Genomic DNA, 17,985 nt, shown 5'->3' on the forward strand with positions numbered 1-17,985 from the left:
CTTCTCCCGCCCCCCATTTGCCGGTCGGTCTTACTGGAATCCGTGGCTGGAACCACGGACCCGGGTGACCGGGCTTGTGCCCGGCCGGTCACGCCGCGGTCAGCCCCAGGCCGGTGGCGAGCCGGCCCCGGTGCCACGACGGCGGGCCGAAGAGCCGGCCGGAGCCGTGCGCGCGTTTGAAGTAGCGGTGCGCGGTGTGTTCCCAGGTGATGCCGATACCGCCGTGCAGCTGGATCATCTCGCCCGCCACCGCGGAGAACGCCTCCGAGCAGGCGGACTTGGCGACGGCCGCCGACCGGCTCAGCTCCGACGAGCCCTCGACGGCCGCGAAGGCCGCGCCGAGTGCGGCCGAGCGCGCCGACTCCACCAGCACGTACGCGTCAGCGAGCCGGTGCTTCACCGCCTGGAAGGAACCGATGGGCCGGCCGAACTGGACACGGTCCTTGGCATACGCGACCGTGAGTTCGAGACAGCGTTCGGCCGCGCCGACCTGCTCCGCGGCGAGCGCCGCGCAGGCCAGGTCCAGTACGTGCCGCAGCACCCGGTCGCCCTCGCCGTCGGTGCCGATGAGCCGGCCCTCGGCGCCGTCGAGGACCACGCGCGCCTGTGGCCGCGTCAGGTCCATCGCCACCACCGCCTCGCGGCGTACTCCCGCACCGTCCACGGCTACCTCGAAGAGCGAGACCCCGGCCGCCGTGCGGGCCGCCACGAGCAGCACATCGGCCTCGACGCCGTCCAGCACGTGCTCCTTGGTTCCGGTGATCCGCCAGGTGCCGCCGTCGCCGTCGCCGGGGCCTGCGACGGCCCCGGCCCGGATCGCCGCCGGGTCCCAGGAACCCTGCTCGGCCCACGCCAGCGTCCCCACCGCGCGGCCCTCGGCGAGCCGCGGCAGCAACCGGGTGCAGGCCGCCGCGTCACCGGAGGCGAGCAGCGCCTGCACCGCGAGCACCGCGGAGCCGAGACAGGGGACCGGGCTCAGCTCCCGCCCCAACTCCTCCATCACGACGTGGACTTCCGCCGCTCCGCAGCCCGCGCCGCCGTACTCCTCGGGGACGGCGAGCCCCGCGACGCCGATCTGCCCGGTCAGCGGACGCCAGGCCGTCGCACCCTCGTAACGCGCGAGCAACGACCGTACGGCGGACCGCAGTTCCTCCTGTTCCGCCGTCAGTCTCATATGTCTGCTCCCTGAAGAACGCGGGCCCGGCAAGCGGCGGGAGTGCCCCAGGCATCGCGCAGGGGGCGGGCCTTGCGGATCCACAACGACAGGTCGAGTTCGTCGGTGTAGCCGAGGGCGCCGTGCAGTTGCAGGGCCGTGCGGGACGCGGCGTACGCGGCCTCGCCCGCCGTGACCTTGGCCGCCGCGATCTCGCGGGCCGACGCCCGGCCGGAGGCCAGGGCCAGGGCGGCCGAGTGGACCAGCGGCTGGGCGAATTCGAGGGCGAGGAGGGTGTCCGCCAGCCGGTGCTTCACCGCCTGGAAGGAACCGATGGCCACCCCGAACTGGGTGCGCTGGCGGACGTATTCGACCGTGCGCGCCAGCAGGGCGCGGCCGAGCCCGAGGGCCTGGGCGGCCGTGGCCAGCGCCGCGATATCGGCGGCGTGCGCGGCCGCGGCGACGACCTCGGGCCCCCGCGCCAGCACGGCTGTGCCGACCGGCCGGGCCGGCCGTCGGGCCGGGTCGGCGGACGGCTGGACGGGGCCCGCCGACTCCGCCAGGCGCAGGGTGTCGCCGTCCACGACGAAGACGGCGTCGGCGGCATCGGCGTCCAGGGCGTAGGGGCTGTCGGGGGAGAGCAGGCAGAGCGAGGCGACCGTCTTGCCGGAGGCGATCACGGGCAGCCAATCGGCGGCAGCGGCCTCGTCGCCGAGCCGGTCCAGGAGCGCGGCGGCGGCGACGGTCTCGACAAGCGGTCCGGGGACGGCGTGCCGTCCCAGTTCGGTGAAGGCGACGGCCAGTTCGAGCGGGAGCGGGCCGAGGCCGTCGTGCTGCTCCGGTACGGCGAGGGCGAAGACCCCGGCCTGCGCGAGCCGGTCCCACAGCGCGCGCCCGGGTCCGTGGTCGCCGGACGCCCAGGCCCGTACGGCACCCGTGGTGTCGTACGAGCCGAGCATTCCGTCCAGGGTGCGGGCGAACTCCCGCTGTTCGTCGTCCAGGAGGAACCGCATCACCGGCGTCCCTTCGGCAGGCCGAGCAGCCGCTCGGCGATGATGTCGCGCTGGATCTCGTTCGTGCCGGCGTAGATCGGCCCGGCGAGGGAGAAGGTGTAGCCCTCGGCCCAACTGCCGTGTCCGGGCGCCTCCTTGGCGCCGTCGGCCAGCTCGCCGTACGGACCGAGGAGGTCCAGGGCGGTTTCGTGCAGGGCGATGTCGAGCTCGGACCAGAAGATCTTGTTGAGGCTGGACTCGGCGCCGATCGATCCCGCCCGTCGCCCACCACCACCCTTGCTCGAGGGCCCTGCGGGCCCGCCCCCCTCTTCGGCCAGGCGCGAGGCGCCCGCGTAGGTGAACAGCTGGTAGGCGCGGGCGCCGATCACCGCATCGGCGACCCGGTCGCGCAGAGCCGTGTCGGCGGGATCGGCCCGCTCCCGCCACAGCGCGGTCAGGCGGTCGGCGGCCGCGGTGAAGCGGCCGGGGCTGCGCAGGGTCAGGCCGCGCTCGTTGCCCGCGGTGCTCATCGCCACCCGCCAGCCCTGCCCGGGCTCGCCGATGACGTCCTCGTCGGGCACGAACACGTCGTCGAGGAAGAGCTCGGCGAAGGCGGGCTTGCCGTCGAGCCGACCGATGGGCCGTACGGTCACGCCGTCGGCGTCCAGCGGGAACATCAGATACGTCAAGCCCTGGTGCGGCCTGCCGGCATCAGGGTCGCTGCGGAAGAGGCCGAAGGCCCGGTCGGCGAAGGCGGCCCGCGAGGACCAGGTCTTCTGGCCGTTTAGCAGCCAGCCGCCGTCGGTGCGCACGGCCGTCGAGCTCAGGGAGGCGAGGTCGGAGCCGGACTCCGGCTCGGACCAGGCCTGGGCCCAGATGACCTCGCCGCTCGCCATGCGGGGCAGGATGCGGGTGCGCTGCTCCTGCGTACCGTGCTCGAAGAGGGTGGGGGCGAGCAGGTTGATGCCGTTCTGGCTGACCCGGCCGGGCGCGCCGGCCGCGTAGTACTCCTCCTCGAAGATCAGCCATCGAAGGATCGAACTGCCGCGTCCGCCGTACTCCTCGGGCCAGGAGACCACCGACCAGCGGTCCGTGAAGAGGGTGCGTTCCCACTGCCGGTGGGCGGTGAAGCCTTCGGCGGTCTCCAGGGAGGGCAGCGGGGTGCCGAGGACGTGCGCGGCGAGCCAGGCCCTGGCCTCGGCGCGGAAGGCGTCCTCCTGCTCGGTGAAATCGAGGTCCATCAGGATCCCGCCTTCTTCATCGCGCGGATGTCCATGCCGCCCAGCGCGTCGGGGGCGGTCTCGGCGTTGTGCGCGTGTGCGAGGTGGTGCAGTCCGAAGACCGAGTCCATGCCGGTGTGCAGACCCTGCAGGTCCTCGGCCTGGTTGACCGCGCGCTTGGTCAGGGCGAGCCCCATGCGCGGCATCTCGGCGATCCGGGTCGCCAACTCCGTGACGCGTTCGGTCAGTTCGGCGCGCGGGACAACGCGGTTGACCATGCCGACCTCGTACGCCCGCTGGGCGCTCATCCGGTCGCCGGTGTACAGGAACTCCTTGGCGATGCGCGGCGGCATCACCCAGGGGTGCGCGAAGTACTCGACGCCCGGGATGCCCATGCGGACCACCGGGTCGGCGAAGAACGCGTCGTCGGAGGCGATGATCAGGTCGCAGACCCAGGCGAGCATCAGGCCCCCCGCGACGCAGGCGCCCTGCACCGAGGCGATGACCGGCTTGGGCAGTTCGCGCCAGCGGCGGCACATGCCCAGGTAGACCTCGGACTCGCGGGCGAAGCGGCTTTCGGCCCCGGCCTTGTCCGAGTGGTCCCACCACAGTCCGGTCTTGCGGTCGAACGGCAGGTGGGCGTCCCGTTCCGGCGTGCCGATGTCGTGGCCCGCGGAGAAGTGCTTCCCCGCTCCGGCCAGGACGACGACCTTGACCTCGTCGTCGTCGGCGGCGCGGTAGAAGGCCCGGTCCAGGGCGTAGGTCATCGCGGAGTTCTGGGCGTTGCGGTAGTCGGGCCGGTTCATGGTGACGGTCGCGACCGGGCCTTGCCTCTCGTAGCGCACCGGTTCGTCGTGGGCAGCGGTCATCGGGCCCCCTCCTTCCCTAACAAGTGTTTGGTAGACTACCGTACGGCCATGAGCAGCGTCGAGGAGTTCCGTACCGAGTTCCGCAACTGGCTGGCCGCCCACCTCACAGGGAAGTTCGCGGGCCTGCGTGGCCGTGGCGGCCCGGGCCGGGAGCACGAGGCATTCGCCGAACGGCTCGCCTGGGAACGGCACATGGCGGCCGAGGGCTGGACGTGCGTGGGCTGGCCGAAGGAGTACGGCGGCCGGGGCGCGACCCTGGAGCAACAGGTGGCCTTCCACGAGGAGTACGCCTTGGCCGACGCCCCCGCCCGGGTGGGCCACATCGGGGAACAACTGCTCGGCCCCACCCTCATCGCCTTCGGCACGCCCAAGCAGCAGGAGCGGTTCCTGCCACCGATCGTGGAAGCCCGGGAGCTGTGGTGCCAGGGATACAGCGAGCCGGACGCCGGTTCCGACCTGGCGAACGTACGGACCCGCGCCGAGCGGGACGGCGAGGATTGGGTCGTCACCGGGCAGAAGATCTGGACCTCACTGGCCCACGAGTCCGACTGGTGCTTCGTCGTCGCCCGCACCGAAGCCGGATCGACCCGCCACCAGGGCCTGTCCTACCTCCTGGTGCCGCTGGACCAGCCCGGCGTCGAGATCCGGCCGATCAACCAGCTGACCGGCACCTCGGAGTTCAACGAGGTGTTCTTCGACGGTGCGCGCACCCGCGCCGGACACGTCGTCGGCGCCCCCGGAGAGGGCTGGAAGGTGGCCATGGCCACCCTCGGCTTCGAGCGCGGGGTCTCCACCCTCGGCCAGCAGGTCGGCTTCCGCCGCGAACTGGAGTCCCTCATCGAACTGGCCCGGCGCAACGGCGCGGCCGACGACCCGCTGATCCGCGACCGGCTCGCCCGCGCCTGGGTCGGTCTGGAGACCATCCGCTGCAACGCCCTGCGGATGCTCGACCAGGTCGCCGCGGGCGCCCCCGGCCCCGAGGCGTCCATCGGCAAGATCTTCTGGGCGACCTGGCACCGGGAACTGGGCGAGCTCGCCATGGACGTCTGCGGCGCCGACGGCATGCTGGCCGCCGGTCAGCCGTACGACCTCACCGACTGGCAGCGGCTGTTCCTCTTCTCCCGCTCCGACACCATCTACGCCGGCTCCAACGAGATCCAGCGCAACATCATCGCCGAGCGCGTCCTCGGCCTGCCCAAGGAGGCCCGCCCATGACCACATCGCCGCCCTACGTGCCCGGCCACGCACTGCTCGACGGCCGCACCGCCGTCATCACCGCCGCCGCCGGTGCGGGCATCGGCGGGGCCACCGCCCGCAGATTCCTGGAGGAGGGCGCCCGGATCGTCATCGGCGACGCCCATGCGCGCCGGCTGAAGGAGAGCGCCGAAGCGCTCGCCGAGGAGTTCGGCGCCGACCGGGTCGCCGCACTGCCGTGCGACGTCACCGACGAACAACAGGTCGCGGCCCTCTTCGACCTCGCTCAGGAGCAGCACGGCCAACTCGACATCGTCGTCAACAACGCCGGACTCGGCGGCACCGCAGACCTGGTCGAGATGACCGACGAGCAGTGGTCCACGGTTCTCGACGTCACCCTGAACGGCACCTTCCGCTGCACCCGCGCCGCGCTGCGACGGATGAAGGAGCGGGAGCGCGGGGGCGTCGTCGTCAACAACGCCTCGGTGATCGGCTGGCGCGCCCAGCGCGGCCAGGCGCACTACGCCGCCGCCAAGGCCGGCGTGATGGCGCTCACCCGCTGCGCGGCCGTCGAGGCCGCCGAGTACGGCGTGCGCGTCAACGCCGTCGCGCCGAGCCTCGCGATGCACCCGCACCTGGTGAAGGTGACCACCCCCGAACTGCTGGCCGAGCTCACCGAGCGCGAGGCGTTCGGCCGCTATGCCGAGCCCTGGGAGGTCGCCAACGTGATCGTCTTCCTGGCCAGTGGCTACTCCTCGTACATGACGGGCGAGACGGTCTCGGTCAGCAGCCAGCGGGCGTGACGAGTGTTGACCGGATACCGAAGCGCAGCGCGCCCGGCAAAGGCGAGAAGACCACGATGAGCCCGTCCCCCGAGCGGCACAGCGAACTCCTGGCCACCGCCGCCGAGGTGTTCGCCGCACAGGGATACAACGCCACCACCGTCCGCAAGATCGCCGACGCCGCCGGAATGCTCGCGGGAAGCCTCTACTACCACTTCGACTCCAAGGAGTCGATGCTCGACGAGATCCTCTCCACCTTCCTGGACGAGCTGTGGGCCGGGTACGACGCCGTACTCGCCGCCGGACTCGGCCCGCGGGAGACCATCGAGGCCCTCGTCACCGAATCCTTCCGGGAGATCGACCGGCACCGTGCCGCGGTCGACATCTACCAGAAGGAGTCCAAGCACCTCTCCTCCCAGCCACGATTCCACTATCTCGCCGACTCGCAGGTGAAATTCGAGAAGGCGTGGCTGGCAACCCTGGAACGCGGCGTCGCCGCCGAGATCTTCCGTGCCGATCTGGACATCCGGCTCACCTACCGCTTCGTGCGCGACACCGTCTGGGTCGCCGCGTCGTGGTACCGGCCGGGCGGACAGCACAGCCCCGAGGAGATCGCCCGCCAGTACCTGTCCATGGTGCTGGAGGGCATCGCCCTGCGGGACTGACATGTCACTGTGAACACAGAACAAGGAGCAGTCATGGCCGAGGCCTATATCGTCGAAGCAGTCCGCACCCCGGTAGGCAGGCGCAACGGCGGGCTCGCCGCCGCGCACCCGGCCGACCTGGGAGCACACGTGCTCACCGCGCTCGTCGAGCGCACGGGCATCGACCCGGCGGCCGTCGAGGACGTCGTCTTCGGCTGCCTGGACACCGTCGGCCCGCAGGCCGGGGACATCGCCCGCACCTGCTGGCTGGCCGCCGGGCTGCCGGAGGAGGTGCCGGGCGTCACCGTGGACCGGCAGTGCGGTTCCTCCCAGCAGGCCGTGCACTTCGCGGCCCAGGGGGTGCTCTCCGGCACCCAGGACCTGGTCGTCGCCGGCGGCACCCAGAACATGTCGCAGATCCCGATCGCCTTCGCCAGCCGCCAGGCCGCCGAACCGCTCGGACTCACCGAGGGGCCGTACGCCGGCTCCGCGGGCTGGCGGGCGCGCTACGGCGACCAGCCGGTCAACCAGTTCCACGGCGCCGAGCTGATCGCCGCGAAGTGGGGCATCACCCGGGAGCAGATGGAGGAGTTCGCGCTGCGCTCGCACCAGCGGGCGATCCGGGCCATCGACGAGGGCCGCTTCGACCGGGAGATCGTCGCCTACGGCGACGTGACGAGCGACGAGGGCCCGCGCCGGGACACCTCGCTGGAGAAGATGGCCGGCCTGAAGCCGCTGGTCGAGGGCGGCCGGCTGACCGCCGCCGTCTCCTCGCAGGTCTCGGACGGGGCCGCCGCGATGCTCATCGCCTCCGAACGGGCCGTCCGCGAGCACGGCCTGACCCCGCGGGCCCGTATCCACCACCTCTCGGTGCGCGGCGAGGATCCGATCCGGATGCTGTCCGCGCCGATCCCGGCGACGGCGTACGCGCTGAAGAAGACCGGACTCTCCCTCGACGACATCGACCTGGTCGAGATCAACGAGGCGTTCGCCTCGGTCGTCCTGGCTTGGCTGAAGGAGACCGGAGCCGACCCGGAGAAGGTCAACGTCAACGGCGGCGCCATCGCCCTCGGCCACCCCCTGGGCGCCACCGGCACCAAGCTGATGACCACGCTGCTGCACGAACTCGACCGCACCGGCGGCCGGTACGGCCTGCAGACCATGTGCGAGGGCGGCGGCCAGGCCAACGTCACCATCATCGAACGTCTCTGACGTATCGTCAGACAAGCATCCGTGCGGGGTGCGGCTCCCGGTCCGGGACGCCGCACCCCGCACGGCGTCGTCCGGATGTCCGGCGCACCGAAGCGCGAGTGCCCGCGGCCGTCAAGGCCGCGGGCACTCGCGCTTCGCCGTGCTCGTTCTCAGCGTGGCAGGGGAAGGGGCAGACCGCGGAGCGTGGCGTCCGCCTCGGCCATGATGCGGTCGACGAGTTCGGCGCACGACGGCAGATCGTCGATCAGCCCCGCGACCTGGCCGGAGGCCATCACCCCGAGATCGGTGCGCCCGTCGACCATCGAGGCCTTGAGCAGCATCGGGGTGTTGGCGGCCAGCAGGACCTGGCTCCAGGTCAGTTCCTTGCCGTGCTTCATCGCCAGGCCGTCGCGGATCATCCGCGCCCAGCCCAGGCCCGATTCCTTCTTGAAGGCCGTGGCGTGCCGGACCGCCCGCAGCAGCGCGGCGGCCCGTCCCGAGCGTTCCAGCGCGTCCACCATTTCGGTGCGCAGCATCCGGTGCGGCAGGCCGTCCACGGCGGTGGTGACGGTCACGTCCGTCACTGCCGCGGCCAGGTACTTCGCCTTGACCGCCGCGGGCACGGTGCTGTCGGAGGTGAGCAGGAAGCGGGTGCCCATGGCGATCCCGGCCGCGCCGTAGGACAGCGCGGCGACCAGACCGCGGCCGTCGTGGAAGCCGCCCGCCGCGACGACCGGGATGTCCACCGCGTCGACGACCTGGGGGAGCAGGACGGTGGTCGCGACGCTCCCGGTGTGGCCGCCCCCCTCGCCGCCCTGCACCACCACCGCGTCGGCGCCCCACGCGGCGACCTTCTCCGCATGCCTTCTGGCGCCGATGGACGGGATGACCACCACCCCGGCGTCCTTCAGCCGCGCGATCAGTTCACGGGAGGGCGCCAGCGCGAACGAGGCGACCTTGACGCCCTCGTCGATGATGATCCGTACCCGCTCGGCAGCGTCCCCCGCGTCCGCCCGCAGGTTGACGCCGAACGGCGCGTCCGTGCGTGAGGTGACCTCGCGGACGGCGGAGCGGAGCTGTTCGACGGTCATCGTGGCGGAGGCGAGGATCCCGAGCGCGCCCGCTTCGGCGGCCGCCGTGACCAGGCGGGGACCCGCGACCCACCCCATCCCGGTCTGCACGATGGGGTGGGTCACGCCGACCAGTTCGGTGAAGGGGGTGGTGATGCCGGCGCCGCTCATGCTGGGACCTCGCGCTCGCGCACGCCCTTCGGGTCGATGACCTCGCGGATCAGCCGCAGCTCCGCGGCGGTGGGCTCGCGGGTGTACGGCACCTCGTCGGGGATCGTGAGCGCGAAGCCGGTGGCCTCGGCGACCTCTTCGGCCGTGACGCCGGGGTGCAGGGAGCGCAGCCGCATCGTGCGGTCCGGGGTCTCGAAGTCGAAGACGCCCAGGTTGCTGATGACGTCCGGGATGCGGTGGTACCGGGCCGCGGCAGGGCCGGCCGCGGCGGCGCGGTCGTAGCCGACGCCGCAGACCATGTCGACCCGCTCGACGAACACCCGCGCCGAGTGCCTGGGGATCCAGTAACTCGTCGGGTTGTTCAGGGTGTTGAGCGGGGCGCCGCGCACCCCCAGCAGCTGCCGCTTGGGGGCGGCCCAGTCGCCGATGCAGGAGATGTTCTGGTTGCCGTGGCGGTCGATCTGGGTCGCGCCCATCATCACGAGCCGCCGTCCCGTGGCGGTCATGGTCAGATGCTGACGGTACGGCAGCCACCCCTCCGCCACCTCGGACTTCGCACCGACCGCCGGCACGTCGCCGATGAGCAGCGCCTCGCCGTCGGTCAGCAGCAGATCGGGGGAGAAGGTGAGCTTCGCCAGCCGGGCCCCGATCGTGGGGACGGTCCCCATCGGGCTGGCCAGGACCTCGCCCGCGTCCCGCCATGCCTCGGCGCAGGCCACCACGCAGTATTCGGCCCGCGTCGCCGTCGTCGTCCCTGTGCTGCCGTTCACTTTTCCTCCTCGTGGAACGCCGCCACCGCGGCCTGGTACGCGGCCTCGTCCCCGGACAGGAACCGCTCGGTGAACGCCTGCCACGCCTCGGGGTCGCGGGCGGCCTGGGCATAGGCCCGTTGGAACGTCTCGTCGCGGTCGTGGTCGGGCACGCACGACGTGAAGTGCGCGCCGTTCGGGGTCTCGACGACACCGTTCACGAACGCCCGCTTGACCAGCAGCGTCTGCGGTCCGTTCGCCTTGAGCAGCTCCGCGGTGTCCACGATTTGCTCGCAGGAGACGTACGCGGTGTCGGCGGCCTCGCAGAACAGGTCGTCGAAGTACGGGTCGGGGCCGAGGTACTGGGCGTTGCCGTGCACATCGGCGCGGTTGAGGTGGACGAGCGCGGCGTCCAGCCGCAGTGCCGGGACCGCGACGAACTCCTCGCCGTCCTCGTACGGTGAAGTGACCGTCCGCAGCCGCGGGTTGACACGCATCACGTCCGAGGCGAGCCCCGCCCGCACCGGCATGAAGGGCAGTCGCTGCGTGGCGGCGGTCAGCCCCCACATGAACATGGCCTCGTCCAGCTCCACCATCTCGAACGCACCCCGCTGCCGGGCCGCACCGAAGTGAGGTTCGAGGGGGATGGAGTCGAGCGTGGCGAAGGCGGCGATCAGCTTGCGGATCCGTCCGGCGGCGGCGAGCAGCCCGACGTCCGGACCGCCGTAGGAGACGACGGTCAGGTCGGTGACGTCCGAGCGCAGCAGCGCGCGCACCAGCGCCATCGGCTTGCGCCGGGAACCCCAGCCGCCGATGCCGATCGTCATGCCGCTCTCCAGCCGGCCGACGACCTCGTCGGCGGTCATGGTCTTGTCCCTGCTCACGACTGTTGCTCCTGTTCCGTGCCGAAGGTGTCGCGGACGCGGTCGGCCACGCCGCTGAGGTTGGCCTCGAAGGTGAAGCCCTGCTCGAAGCGGTAGCTGCGGCGTACGTCGACCGGGTCGATGCCGTTGATCGCGGCCTTGGCGAAGCGGATCAGCGTCCCGTCCTTGGCGGCGATCTCGCGGGCCAGCTCCAGCGCCGCGTCCGGCAGTTGCTCGCGCGGTACGACCCGCCACACGGAGCCGTGCTGGTGCAGCTCCTGCGCGGTGGCGGTCCGCGAGGTGTAGTACAGGGCCCGCATCAGGTGCTGGGGGACCAGCCGGGCCAGGTGGGTGGCCGCGCCGAGCGCGCCGCGGTCCAGCTCGGGCAGGCCGAAGGTCGCGTCGTCGCTGGCGACGATGGCGTCCGCGTTGCCGACCAGGCCGATGCCGCCGCCCAGGCAGAAGCCGTGCACGGCGGCGACCACGGGGACCTCGCAGTCGTAGACCGCGGCGAACGCCTCGTAGCAGCCGCGGTTGGCGCCGATGAGGGCGTCGTGGCCGGTCGCGCGCTGCATCTCCTTGATGTCGACGCCGGCGTTGAAGCCGCGGCCCGTGGCGCGGAGCACCACGCATCGCACCTTCGGATCGGCCCCCGCGGCGCGTACCGCGGCGGCCAGGTCGTACCAGCCCTGTACGGGGAGGGCGTTGACCGGGGGGTAGTCCACGGAGATGAGGGCGATGCCCTCTTCCGGGGCGGAGGTGGAGACACCCATGAGCAGATCAGCTACCTTTCCACCAAGCGTTTGTTAGGTTGCAAGCTAGCAGTGATCGGCGTGCGGCGGGAGATGTCCATGGGCAGCGATCGCCGAACCGACCGGATGCGCCGCTTCCGACACCGGCCGGCGGGTTCTGGCCGCAGACCAACTGCGGTGACCGGCAAAGCTTGCCGGGAGGGGCACTGGATTCGCTCACCGAAAGGACACACACCCATGACCGGACTGTGCACGGGACGCGTCGCCGTCATCACCGGGGCGGGCCGCGGGCTCGGGCGCGCGCACGCCCTCGCACACGCCGCCGAGGGCGCCAAGGTCGTCGTCAACGACCTCGGAGTGGGCCTCGACGGCACCGGAGGGGCCACCGGGCCCGCCCAGCAGGTCGTCGAGGAGATCCGCGCACTCGGCGGCGAGGCGGTGGCACACGGCGGCGACATCACCACCACCGAGGGCGCGGCCTCACTGATCGCCACCGCCCTCGATGCCTTCGGCCGCCTCGACACCCTCGTCAACAACGCCGGATTCCTGCGCGACCGCATGCTCGTCAACCTGGACGACGACGACTGGGACGCGGTGATGCGCGTCCACCTCAAGGGCCACTTCCTGCCGCTCAAGCACGCCGCCGCGCACTGGCGCGCCGAGGCGAAGGCCGGCCGTACGCCCGAGGCGCGGGTCGTCAACACCAGCTCCGGGGCAGGTCTCCTGGGCAGCGTCGGACAGGGCAACTACTCCGCCGCCAAGGCAGGGATCATCGGTCTGACGCTGGTCGCCGCGGCCGAGATGGGCCGCTACGGCGTCCAGGTCAACGCCATCGCCCCGGCCGCCCGGACCCGGATGACCGAGCAGACCTTCGCCGAAACCATGGCGGCCCCCGAGGACAGCGGATTCGACGCCATGGCCCCGGAGAACGTCTCCCCCCTCGCCGTCTGGCTGGGCTCCGCCGCGTCCGCCGGGGTGAGCGGCCGGGTCTTCGAGGCCGAGGCCGGCCGGATCACCGTCATGGAGGGCTGGCGGCCGGGGCCCACCGCGGACAAGGGAGCCCGCTGGACGCCGGCGGAGGCGGGGGAGGCGGCGCTCAAGCTGCTCGCCGACTCCGAGCCCCCGCAGCCGGTGTACGGGGCGCGCTGACACACCGTCCGTGTCACAGCGCGGTGGTACCCGTCCGGCCGGACGGGTACCACCGCGCTGCGGGACCTCTCGTCCGGATCACGGGGTCCACGACGCGTCGTTGCCGTCACCGGATCCGGTGACGGCAACGACGCGTCCGCTCAGCCGCGTGCCTTCTCGCCCCGCACGCCGTTGTTCAGCAGTTCGGGGGAGTCGGGGCGCCCGTCGAGGATGCGGTTGGTGCGGATGGTGACCCGCCAGCCGGTCCCGGTGCGCCGCAGCTGCCAGTGGTTGGCCGTGGCCCGGCGGACGATGTACCGGCCCTCCTCGTGCACGACCATCAGCGAGTGGCACACCGCGACCGCCTCGTCGCCGTCGACCGTGACGTGCGGGGGCCCCACCACGTGCGCGCACCCTCCTCGGATCCAGCTCCGGTGGGCATCGGAACGCACCATCGCCCGGATCTGCTCCTGACCGGCGAGGTAGACCTCGTCGATGTCGTACACGCCGTCCGGCTCCCAGAGCGCGGCGACCTCGTCCGCCGCCCCGCTGTCGACGAGCGGCCCGTACGACGCCATCAGGCGGGCGATCTCCCGCTCGTCCTCCAACTGCCGCAGCCGTGCCTCGAGCGCGGCGATCCGGTCATCCATCATGTTTCTCCTGTCGGAACGGGGGCGGAGATCCGCGGAGTTCAGGTGAGATCGGCGGCGATCGCGGCCAGCGCCTCGACCTGCTCGACGTAATGGGCCGCCGACTCGGCGGCGAGGGAGACGCTCACCAGCGTGGCGCCGGCCTCGGCGACCTTCCGCAGCGCCAGCGCCGTATGCTCCCCGTCCCCGGCCGGATCGAGCGGACGGCCGGCGCTGAGGACGACCTCGAAGCCCTCGGGCAGATCGGCCGCGTCGACCATCTCCCGCAGTTTCTCCAGCGGGAGCCCGAAGGGGACCCAGCCATCGCCGTACGTCGTGGCACGGCGCAGCGAACGCGGTGTGCGGCCACCGATCCACAGCGGCACCCGCTCCTGCACGGCATGCGGCTCCACCATGAAGCCCTCGAAGTCGAAGTGCTTGCCGTGGTAAGCCGGTTCGCGCTGCGACAGACCGGCCCGCAGCGCCGCGATGGCGTCGTCCGCGATCGCGCCCCGGCCCTCGAAGGCCGCGCCGAGAAGGGCGAACTCCTCCTCCAGGCTGCCGACACCGAGCCCCAGGACGAGGCGGCCGCCCGAGATCCGGTCGAGCGTGCCGTAGCGCTTCGCGATGGCCAGCGGATGGTGGTAGCCGAGCACCAGGACCTGGGTGGCGAACCGGATGCGGCTGGTGCGGGCGGCGAGGTAGCCGAAGGTGGCGAGCGGGTCCCAGTAGGTCCCCCCGCGCTGCTCGGCGATGCCGGTGGGGACGGCCACGTGCTCGGAACAGGTCAGGTGGTGAAAGCCGAAGCGGTCCGCGGCCTCGGCGATCGCCCCGAGCTCCTCGATGCCGGCGGTGCGCTCCCAGGGGGAGTGGGCGCCGGGGACGGCCGTGACGACGGGACTGGTGATTCCGAGTCGCATGGGCACCTCTTTCGTACGGTACGGGAGCTCACATCCAAACCGGTGAGGCGGGAACCGGGCGGGCCTCGTCCCGGTGGGCGGGAGACGTCCGCCGTCGTCCCGCCGTCCCGCCGGCTTCCCGGTCACTGGGAACGGCCGCCCCGGCCTCCCGCACGCTCCCCGTAGCGTCGGATGCGGACCCGAGTCCCGGACGAACGGTCCGTCCGGTCCGTCCGGTCCAGACCGTCCGTCCGGTCCAGACCGTCCGTCCGGTCCGGCCCGCGCCGGGCTCCGGTCGGACGGCGGTCCGCACGTCCGAGCCTGCGATCTTTCGATGTGAGGAGATGCCATGACCCGCTGCGTCGTCGTGACCGGAGCCGGCTCCGGGATCGGAGCGGCCCTCGCCGCACTGCTACGGGCGCGGGGCGACCGTGTGATCGGGGTCGACCTGCGGGGTGCGGAGATCGCGGCCGACCTGGCCACGCCGGACGGCCGCGCCGCGGCGGCCGAGGCCGCGGCTCGGGCGGCCGGCGGAGTCGTGGACGCCGTGGTCACCTGCGCCGGCACCTCGGTGCCCGGCGAGGCCATGGTGACCGTGAACTACTTCGGCAGCACCGGGTTCGTGACGGCCCTGCGGCCCGCCCTCGCCGCATCATCGGCCCCGCGCGTGGTGCTGATCGGGTCCATCTCCGGCACCCAGCCGGCGGACCCGGCCGTCGTGGCGGCCTGCCTCGCCGACGACGAGGAGACCGCCCTGGTTCACACCCGGGCAGCGATCGCGGACGGGCGGGAGCGGCGGCTCTACCCCTCGTCGAAGTCGGCACTGGCCCAGTGGGCCCGGCGCACCGCCGTCGCCGAAGGGTGGGCCGATGCCGGAATCCCGGTGAACGTGGTGGCCCCCGGCGTGGTGCTCACTCCGATGAGCGCGGGACTCTTCGACGATCCGGCGATGAAGCGGGCGATGGACACCGCCGTCCCGATGCCGCTGGGCGGCTACATGGAACCCGAGGCCGTGGCCCGGGCGGTGGCGTTCCTGGCCTCGGCCGAGAACACCCACATCACCGGACAGGTGCTCTACACCGACGGCGGAGCCGAGGCGACGCTGCGCGGACCGTCGGTGTTCTGAGCGCCCACGTCGCCGAGGCCCCCCGCCGCCCCGGACCGTGCGGGACCGGGACGGCGGGCCGACCCCGACGCCGGAGCCGGCCGGGTCAGGGCCGCACGGACGCGCGGAACACCTTGCCCGTCGCGTTGCGGGGCAGGCTCTCGGTGGTGAGCCGCCAGCGCGTCGGGACCTTGAAGTAGGCCAGCTCGCCGGCGGCGTACGCGCGCAGGGCCTCCTCGGTGACCGCGGACCCGGCCCTCGTCACCACGACGGCCGCCACTTCCTGGCCCAGGTCGGGGTGCGGGGCGCCGAGCACGATGCACTCCAAGACGTCGGGGTACGCGCTCAGCACCCCCTCGATCTCGGCGGGGTAGACGTTCTCCCCACCGCGGATGATCAGGTCGGAGCGGCGCGTGGTCAGATACAGCCGCCCATCCCGCAGGCAGCCGATGTCGCCGGTGCGCAGCCAGCGGTCCTCGCCGATCGCGTTCCCGGTGGCCTCCTCGTCGCCCCAGTACCCCAGCATGTTGAAGGCGCTGCGGACGCACACCTCGCCCTCCTCCCCCTCGGGAAGCGCTTCGCCGAGGGGGTCGCGGATCTCCAACTGGACACCGGTGACCGGCCGGCCGAGCGATCCGGGTGCCTCCGCGAGATCCTGGGAGGTGGCCACGGCGATCGCGGTACAGGACTCCGTCAGGCCGTAACTGTCCACGAGCGAGTCCTTCGCGAACGGCAGTTGCTTGCGCAGCCGCTCCTTGAACCGGGTCGAGGAGGGTGCGGAGGCCAGCGAGAACGCGGTCAGCGAGGACGTGTCGTACGCGCTGACGTCGCCGTGTTCCAGGAGCCGGTTGGCCATCGTGGGGACGGCGCCCCAGTTCGTGATCCGCTCACGCTCCACCATGCGCAGCACGGCATCCGCGTCGAAGGCGCCTTCGTACAGGGCGATCTTGCTGCCCGTCGCCAGGCGCGGCACGACCAGATTGTGCAGGCCGGCGATGTGGAACAGCGGCAGGGCGAGCAGATGGACACGGTCCATCGGGTCCAGCGGCTCGCCGAACGCCGTCAGCAGGGCGTCGTTCAGCCGGTGGAACTCCACGACGGACAACAGGTTGCGGTGGGTGTGGACCGCGCCCTTGGGACGGCCGGACGTGCCGGAGGTGTAGAGGATGACGGCCGGGTCGTCCTCGGTGACGTCCACGGAGGGCAGCGGCTCGTCGTCGTACGCGGCGGCGAAGCGGGAGATGTCCTTTGTGACCGAGAGCACGGGCACCTCGACCCCGGCGAGCAGGGCGGCCCGCTTGGCGTCGGCCACGACCAGGGAGGGGGCCGCGTGCCCGACGCCGTACTCCAGCTCGCGCGCCGACCACCAGGCGTTGAAACCGACCACCACGGCGCCGATCGACGCGGTGGCCCAGAACGTCTGGATCCACTCGACCGAGTTGGCGGCGGCGATGGCGACCCGGTCGCCCTTGGCGACGCCGTGCTCCTCGCGCAGCACCCGTGCCAGCGAGGCCACCTGGGCGGCGTGCTCGGCGAACGTCAGCCTTCGGTCCGCCGTGACGACGTACTCCCGGTCGGCGAACCGGACGGACTCGTGGAGCACCTCGTGCAGCGCACGGTGGCGATGGGTGAAGACCGGGAGACGGGTGCCCAGGACGTCGTCCTCGGCGAGTTCGAACCGGCAACCGGGGCCGGTGAGCCCGGCCATCACGGCGAGGGCGTCGGTGTCGCTGGTCATCGGGGACTCCTCCGGGGGCATCGGGACTCCACTGGGATCGCGGTCGGGCCAGTGTCGGCCAGAGTCCGGCCTCCGTCGCCCGTGTGGTTCCGGTCACTGGGACACCTCGACACGACTATGCGGGAACTGCTGAAGACGGCCCGGTCGGGCACCGGAGCAGAGCGACCTGCATCTCCACCAGTTCCCGCACGGTCCGGGCGAGCGCCCCGGGTTGCGACCCGCCGTCGTGGTGACGGCGCTCGTGCTCCGCGAGCAGGCGCAGGCTGACCATCGCGGACCACTCCAGGCGGCGCTCGACGTCGTCGCGGGGGAGATCCCCGAGCAGGGCATGGATCCGGCGGTGCACGAGATGGACCGAGGCGGGGGTGGTGGCGGTGTCGCGCCAGGCCGCGCGCACGGACGGCTCGTCGAGGGCCCGCGCCAGGAAGCGCAGGTAGTACGTGCTTCCCCCGGTGCCCTCGATGGTCTCGGCCAGCGGCTGGACGAGCAGGGTGACCAGGGTCCGCAGGTCCGGCGGGGGCGTGGCGCCCCGCGCCCGTGCCACGAGCTCGGCCCGCCGCGCGTCCACCGGCGCCGAGCGCGCCGCGATGATGGCGTCGAGCAGGCCCTGCCGGGAACCGAAGTGGTACTGCGCCGCCGACTTGTTGCGCTGACCCGCCTCCACGCCCACGGTCCGCAGGGAGACGGCGTCGATCCCGCGCTCGGCGAAGAGGCGCTCGGCGACGTCGATGAGGAGGGCGCGGGTATTCGCGCTGGGGTCTGCCACGGGGTCCTCCGGTGAGTGGGACGGATCGTTGACCACGTTAAGGCATGCGCCTTAATGTGCGCCCGCACGA

The 17,985-nt window shown here is 72.3% G+C and carries 18 protein-coding genes; 6 read left to right on the forward strand and 12 right to left on the reverse strand.

Annotation, left to right across the window (positions count from 1 at the left end; all coding sequences use genetic code 11):
• Positions 1-88: 88 nt before the first annotated feature.
• The 4 genes from OH735_RS33855 to OH735_RS33870 are packed head-to-tail and all read right to left on the reverse strand — an operon-like array spanning position 89 to position 4,234.
• Entirely contained in the window at positions 89-1,174 is a 1,086-nt protein-coding gene (locus tag OH735_RS33855) for an acyl-CoA dehydrogenase family protein (protein ID WP_406385460.1), read from the reverse strand.
• The gene (locus OH735_RS33860) at positions 1,171-2,166 is read right to left on the reverse strand and encodes an acyl-CoA dehydrogenase family protein (protein WP_406385461.1); all 996 of its coding nucleotides are present in this window, start codon (positions 2,164-2,166) and stop codon (positions 1,171-1,173) included. Before OH735_RS33860 ends, OH735_RS33855 begins: the two co-directional genes overlap by 4 nt.
• Complete coding sequence (locus tag OH735_RS33865) at positions 2,166-3,386, reverse strand: acyl-CoA dehydrogenase family protein (RefSeq protein ID WP_406385462.1); 1,221 nt, start codon at positions 3,384-3,386, stop codon at positions 2,166-2,168. The genes OH735_RS33860 and OH735_RS33865 overlap by 1 nt, the downstream gene beginning before the upstream one ends.
• Positions 3,386-4,234: an enoyl-CoA hydratase gene (locus OH735_RS33870; protein WP_406385463.1), complete on the reverse strand. Its 849-nt coding sequence runs from the start codon at positions 4,232-4,234 to the stop codon at positions 3,386-3,388. Before OH735_RS33870 ends, OH735_RS33865 begins: the two co-directional genes overlap by 1 nt.
• 48 nt (positions 4,235-4,282) lie before the next feature.
• Between OH735_RS33870 and OH735_RS33875 the strand changes: the two genes are divergently transcribed.
• From OH735_RS33875 to OH735_RS33890, 4 genes are read left to right on the forward strand one after another with little or no spacing between them, the layout of a single operon-like run.
• Positions 4,283-5,449 carry an acyl-CoA dehydrogenase family protein gene (locus OH735_RS33875; RefSeq protein ID WP_406385464.1) on the forward strand — a complete coding sequence of 389 codons (1,167 nt, stop codon included), beginning with the start codon at positions 4,283-4,285 and terminating at the stop codon, positions 5,447-5,449.
• Positions 5,446-6,231 (forward strand): SDR family oxidoreductase, encoded by a 786-nt coding sequence (locus OH735_RS33880; RefSeq protein WP_406385465.1) that lies wholly within the window; start codon positions 5,446-5,448, stop codon positions 6,229-6,231. Before OH735_RS33875 ends, OH735_RS33880 begins: the two co-directional genes overlap by 4 nt.
• Before the next feature lie 56 nt (positions 6,232-6,287).
• On the forward strand, positions 6,288-6,875 hold the full coding sequence (locus OH735_RS33885; protein WP_406386859.1) for a TetR/AcrR family transcriptional regulator: 588 nt from the start codon (positions 6,288-6,290) through the stop codon (positions 6,873-6,875).
• A gap of 33 nt (positions 6,876-6,908) precedes the next feature.
• Positions 6,909-8,066, forward strand: a complete 1,158-nt coding sequence (locus tag OH735_RS33890) for an acetyl-CoA C-acetyltransferase (protein WP_376345456.1) — start codon at positions 6,909-6,911, stop codon at positions 8,064-8,066.
• 149 nt (positions 8,067-8,215) lie between these two features.
• Here the strand turns inward: OH735_RS33890 and OH735_RS33895 are convergent, their stop codons facing one another.
• The 4 genes from OH735_RS33895 to OH735_RS33910 are packed head-to-tail and all read right to left on the reverse strand — an operon-like array spanning position 8,216 to position 11,671.
• The gene (locus OH735_RS33895) at positions 8,216-9,286 is read right to left on the reverse strand and encodes an NAD(P)H-dependent flavin oxidoreductase (protein WP_406385466.1); all 1,071 of its coding nucleotides are present in this window, start codon (positions 9,284-9,286) and stop codon (positions 8,216-8,218) included.
• The gene (locus OH735_RS33900) at positions 9,283-10,056 is read right to left on the reverse strand and encodes a CoA-transferase subunit beta (RefSeq protein ID WP_406385467.1); all 774 of its coding nucleotides are present in this window, start codon (positions 10,054-10,056) and stop codon (positions 9,283-9,285) included. Before OH735_RS33900 ends, OH735_RS33895 begins: the two co-directional genes overlap by 4 nt.
• Positions 10,053-10,901 (reverse strand): CoA transferase subunit A, encoded by an 849-nt coding sequence (locus tag OH735_RS33905; RefSeq protein WP_406386860.1) that lies wholly within the window; start codon positions 10,899-10,901, stop codon positions 10,053-10,055. Before OH735_RS33905 ends, OH735_RS33900 begins: the two co-directional genes overlap by 4 nt.
• Before the next feature lie 14 nt (positions 10,902-10,915).
• The gene (locus tag OH735_RS33910; RefSeq protein WP_406385468.1) at positions 10,916-11,671 is read right to left on the reverse strand and encodes an enoyl-CoA hydratase family protein; all 756 of its coding nucleotides are present in this window, start codon (positions 11,669-11,671) and stop codon (positions 10,916-10,918) included.
• 216 nt (positions 11,672-11,887) lie between these two features.
• Between OH735_RS33910 and OH735_RS33915 the strand changes: the two genes are divergently transcribed.
• A complete protein-coding gene (locus OH735_RS33915; RefSeq protein WP_406385469.1) occupies positions 11,888-12,799 on the forward strand; it encodes an SDR family oxidoreductase in 912 nt (303 codons plus the stop codon).
• A 140-nt stretch (positions 12,800-12,939) separates the two neighbouring features.
• On the opposite strand, the gene OH735_RS33920 is transcribed toward OH735_RS33915, so the two are convergent.
• Entirely contained in the window at positions 12,940-13,431 is a 492-nt protein-coding gene (locus tag OH735_RS33920; RefSeq protein ID WP_406385470.1) for a nuclear transport factor 2 family protein, read from the reverse strand.
• 38 nt (positions 13,432-13,469) lie between these two features.
• Positions 13,470-14,327 (reverse strand): TIGR03619 family F420-dependent LLM class oxidoreductase, encoded by an 858-nt coding sequence (locus OH735_RS33925; protein ID WP_406385471.1) that lies wholly within the window; start codon positions 14,325-14,327, stop codon positions 13,470-13,472.
• 328 nt (positions 14,328-14,655) lie between these two features.
• On the opposite strand from OH735_RS33925, the gene OH735_RS33930 reads away from it, so the two are divergent.
• Positions 14,656-15,432 carry an SDR family oxidoreductase gene (locus tag OH735_RS33930; RefSeq protein ID WP_406385472.1) on the forward strand — a complete coding sequence of 259 codons (777 nt, stop codon included), beginning with the start codon at positions 14,656-14,658 and terminating at the stop codon, positions 15,430-15,432.
• A gap of 85 nt (positions 15,433-15,517) precedes the next feature.
• Here OH735_RS33930 and OH735_RS33935 read toward each other — a convergent pair whose 3' ends face one another.
• Complete coding sequence (locus OH735_RS33935) at positions 15,518-17,149, reverse strand: class I adenylate-forming enzyme family protein (RefSeq protein ID WP_406385473.1); 1,632 nt, start codon at positions 17,147-17,149, stop codon at positions 15,518-15,520.
• 115 nt (positions 17,150-17,264) lie between these two features.
• Positions 17,265-17,915: a TetR/AcrR family transcriptional regulator gene (locus OH735_RS33940; RefSeq protein WP_406385474.1), complete on the reverse strand. Its 651-nt coding sequence runs from the start codon at positions 17,913-17,915 to the stop codon at positions 17,265-17,267.
• Between the last annotated feature and the right edge of the window lie 70 nt (positions 17,916-17,985).

The organism is Streptomyces sp. NBC_01618 (assembly GCF_045209435.1).
Taxonomy (GTDB): Bacteria; Actinomycetota; Actinomycetes; order Streptomycetales; family Streptomycetaceae; genus Streptomyces.

Bases quoted from the DNA above. Each gene is read 5' to 3' on its own strand.
- OH735_RS33855 (WP_406385460.1), bottom strand. From the start codon at position 1,174: ATGAGACTGACGGCGGAACAGGAGGAACTGCGGTCCGCCGTACGGTCG.
- OH735_RS33860 (WP_406385461.1), bottom strand. From the start codon at position 2,166: ATGCGGTTCCTCCTGGACGACGAACAGCGGGAGTTCGCCCGCACCCTG.
- OH735_RS33865 (WP_406385462.1), bottom strand. From the start codon at position 3,386: ATGGACCTCGATTTCACCGAGCAGGAGGACGCCTTCCGCGCCGAGGCC.
- OH735_RS33870 (WP_406385463.1), bottom strand. From the start codon at position 4,234: ATGACCGCTGCCCACGACGAACCGGTGCGCTACGAGAGGCAAGGCCCG.
- OH735_RS33875 (WP_406385464.1), top strand. From the start codon at position 4,283: ATGAGCAGCGTCGAGGAGTTCCGTACCGAGTTCCGCAACTGGCTGGCC.
- OH735_RS33880 (WP_406385465.1), top strand. From the start codon at position 5,446: ATGACCACATCGCCGCCCTACGTGCCCGGCCACGCACTGCTCGACGGC.
- OH735_RS33885 (WP_406386859.1), top strand. From the start codon at position 6,288: ATGAGCCCGTCCCCCGAGCGGCACAGCGAACTCCTGGCCACCGCCGCC.
- OH735_RS33890 (WP_376345456.1), top strand. From the start codon at position 6,909: ATGGCCGAGGCCTATATCGTCGAAGCAGTCCGCACCCCGGTAGGCAGG.
- OH735_RS33895 (WP_406385466.1), bottom strand. From the start codon at position 9,286: ATGAGCGGCGCCGGCATCACCACCCCCTTCACCGAACTGGTCGGCGTG.
- OH735_RS33905 (WP_406386860.1), bottom strand. From the start codon at position 10,901: ATGACCGCCGACGAGGTCGTCGGCCGGCTGGAGAGCGGCATGACGATC.
- OH735_RS33910 (WP_406385468.1), bottom strand. From the start codon at position 11,671: ATGGGTGTCTCCACCTCCGCCCCGGAAGAGGGCATCGCCCTCATCTCC.
- OH735_RS33915 (WP_406385469.1), top strand. From the start codon at position 11,888: ATGACCGGACTGTGCACGGGACGCGTCGCCGTCATCACCGGGGCGGGC.
- OH735_RS33920 (WP_406385470.1), bottom strand. From the start codon at position 13,431: ATGATGGATGACCGGATCGCCGCGCTCGAGGCACGGCTGCGGCAGTTG.
- OH735_RS33925 (WP_406385471.1), bottom strand. From the start codon at position 14,327: ATGCGACTCGGAATCACCAGTCCCGTCGTCACGGCCGTCCCCGGCGCC.
- OH735_RS33930 (WP_406385472.1), top strand. From the start codon at position 14,656: ATGACCCGCTGCGTCGTCGTGACCGGAGCCGGCTCCGGGATCGGAGCG.
- OH735_RS33935 (WP_406385473.1), bottom strand. From the start codon at position 17,149: ATGACCAGCGACACCGACGCCCTCGCCGTGATGGCCGGGCTCACCGGC.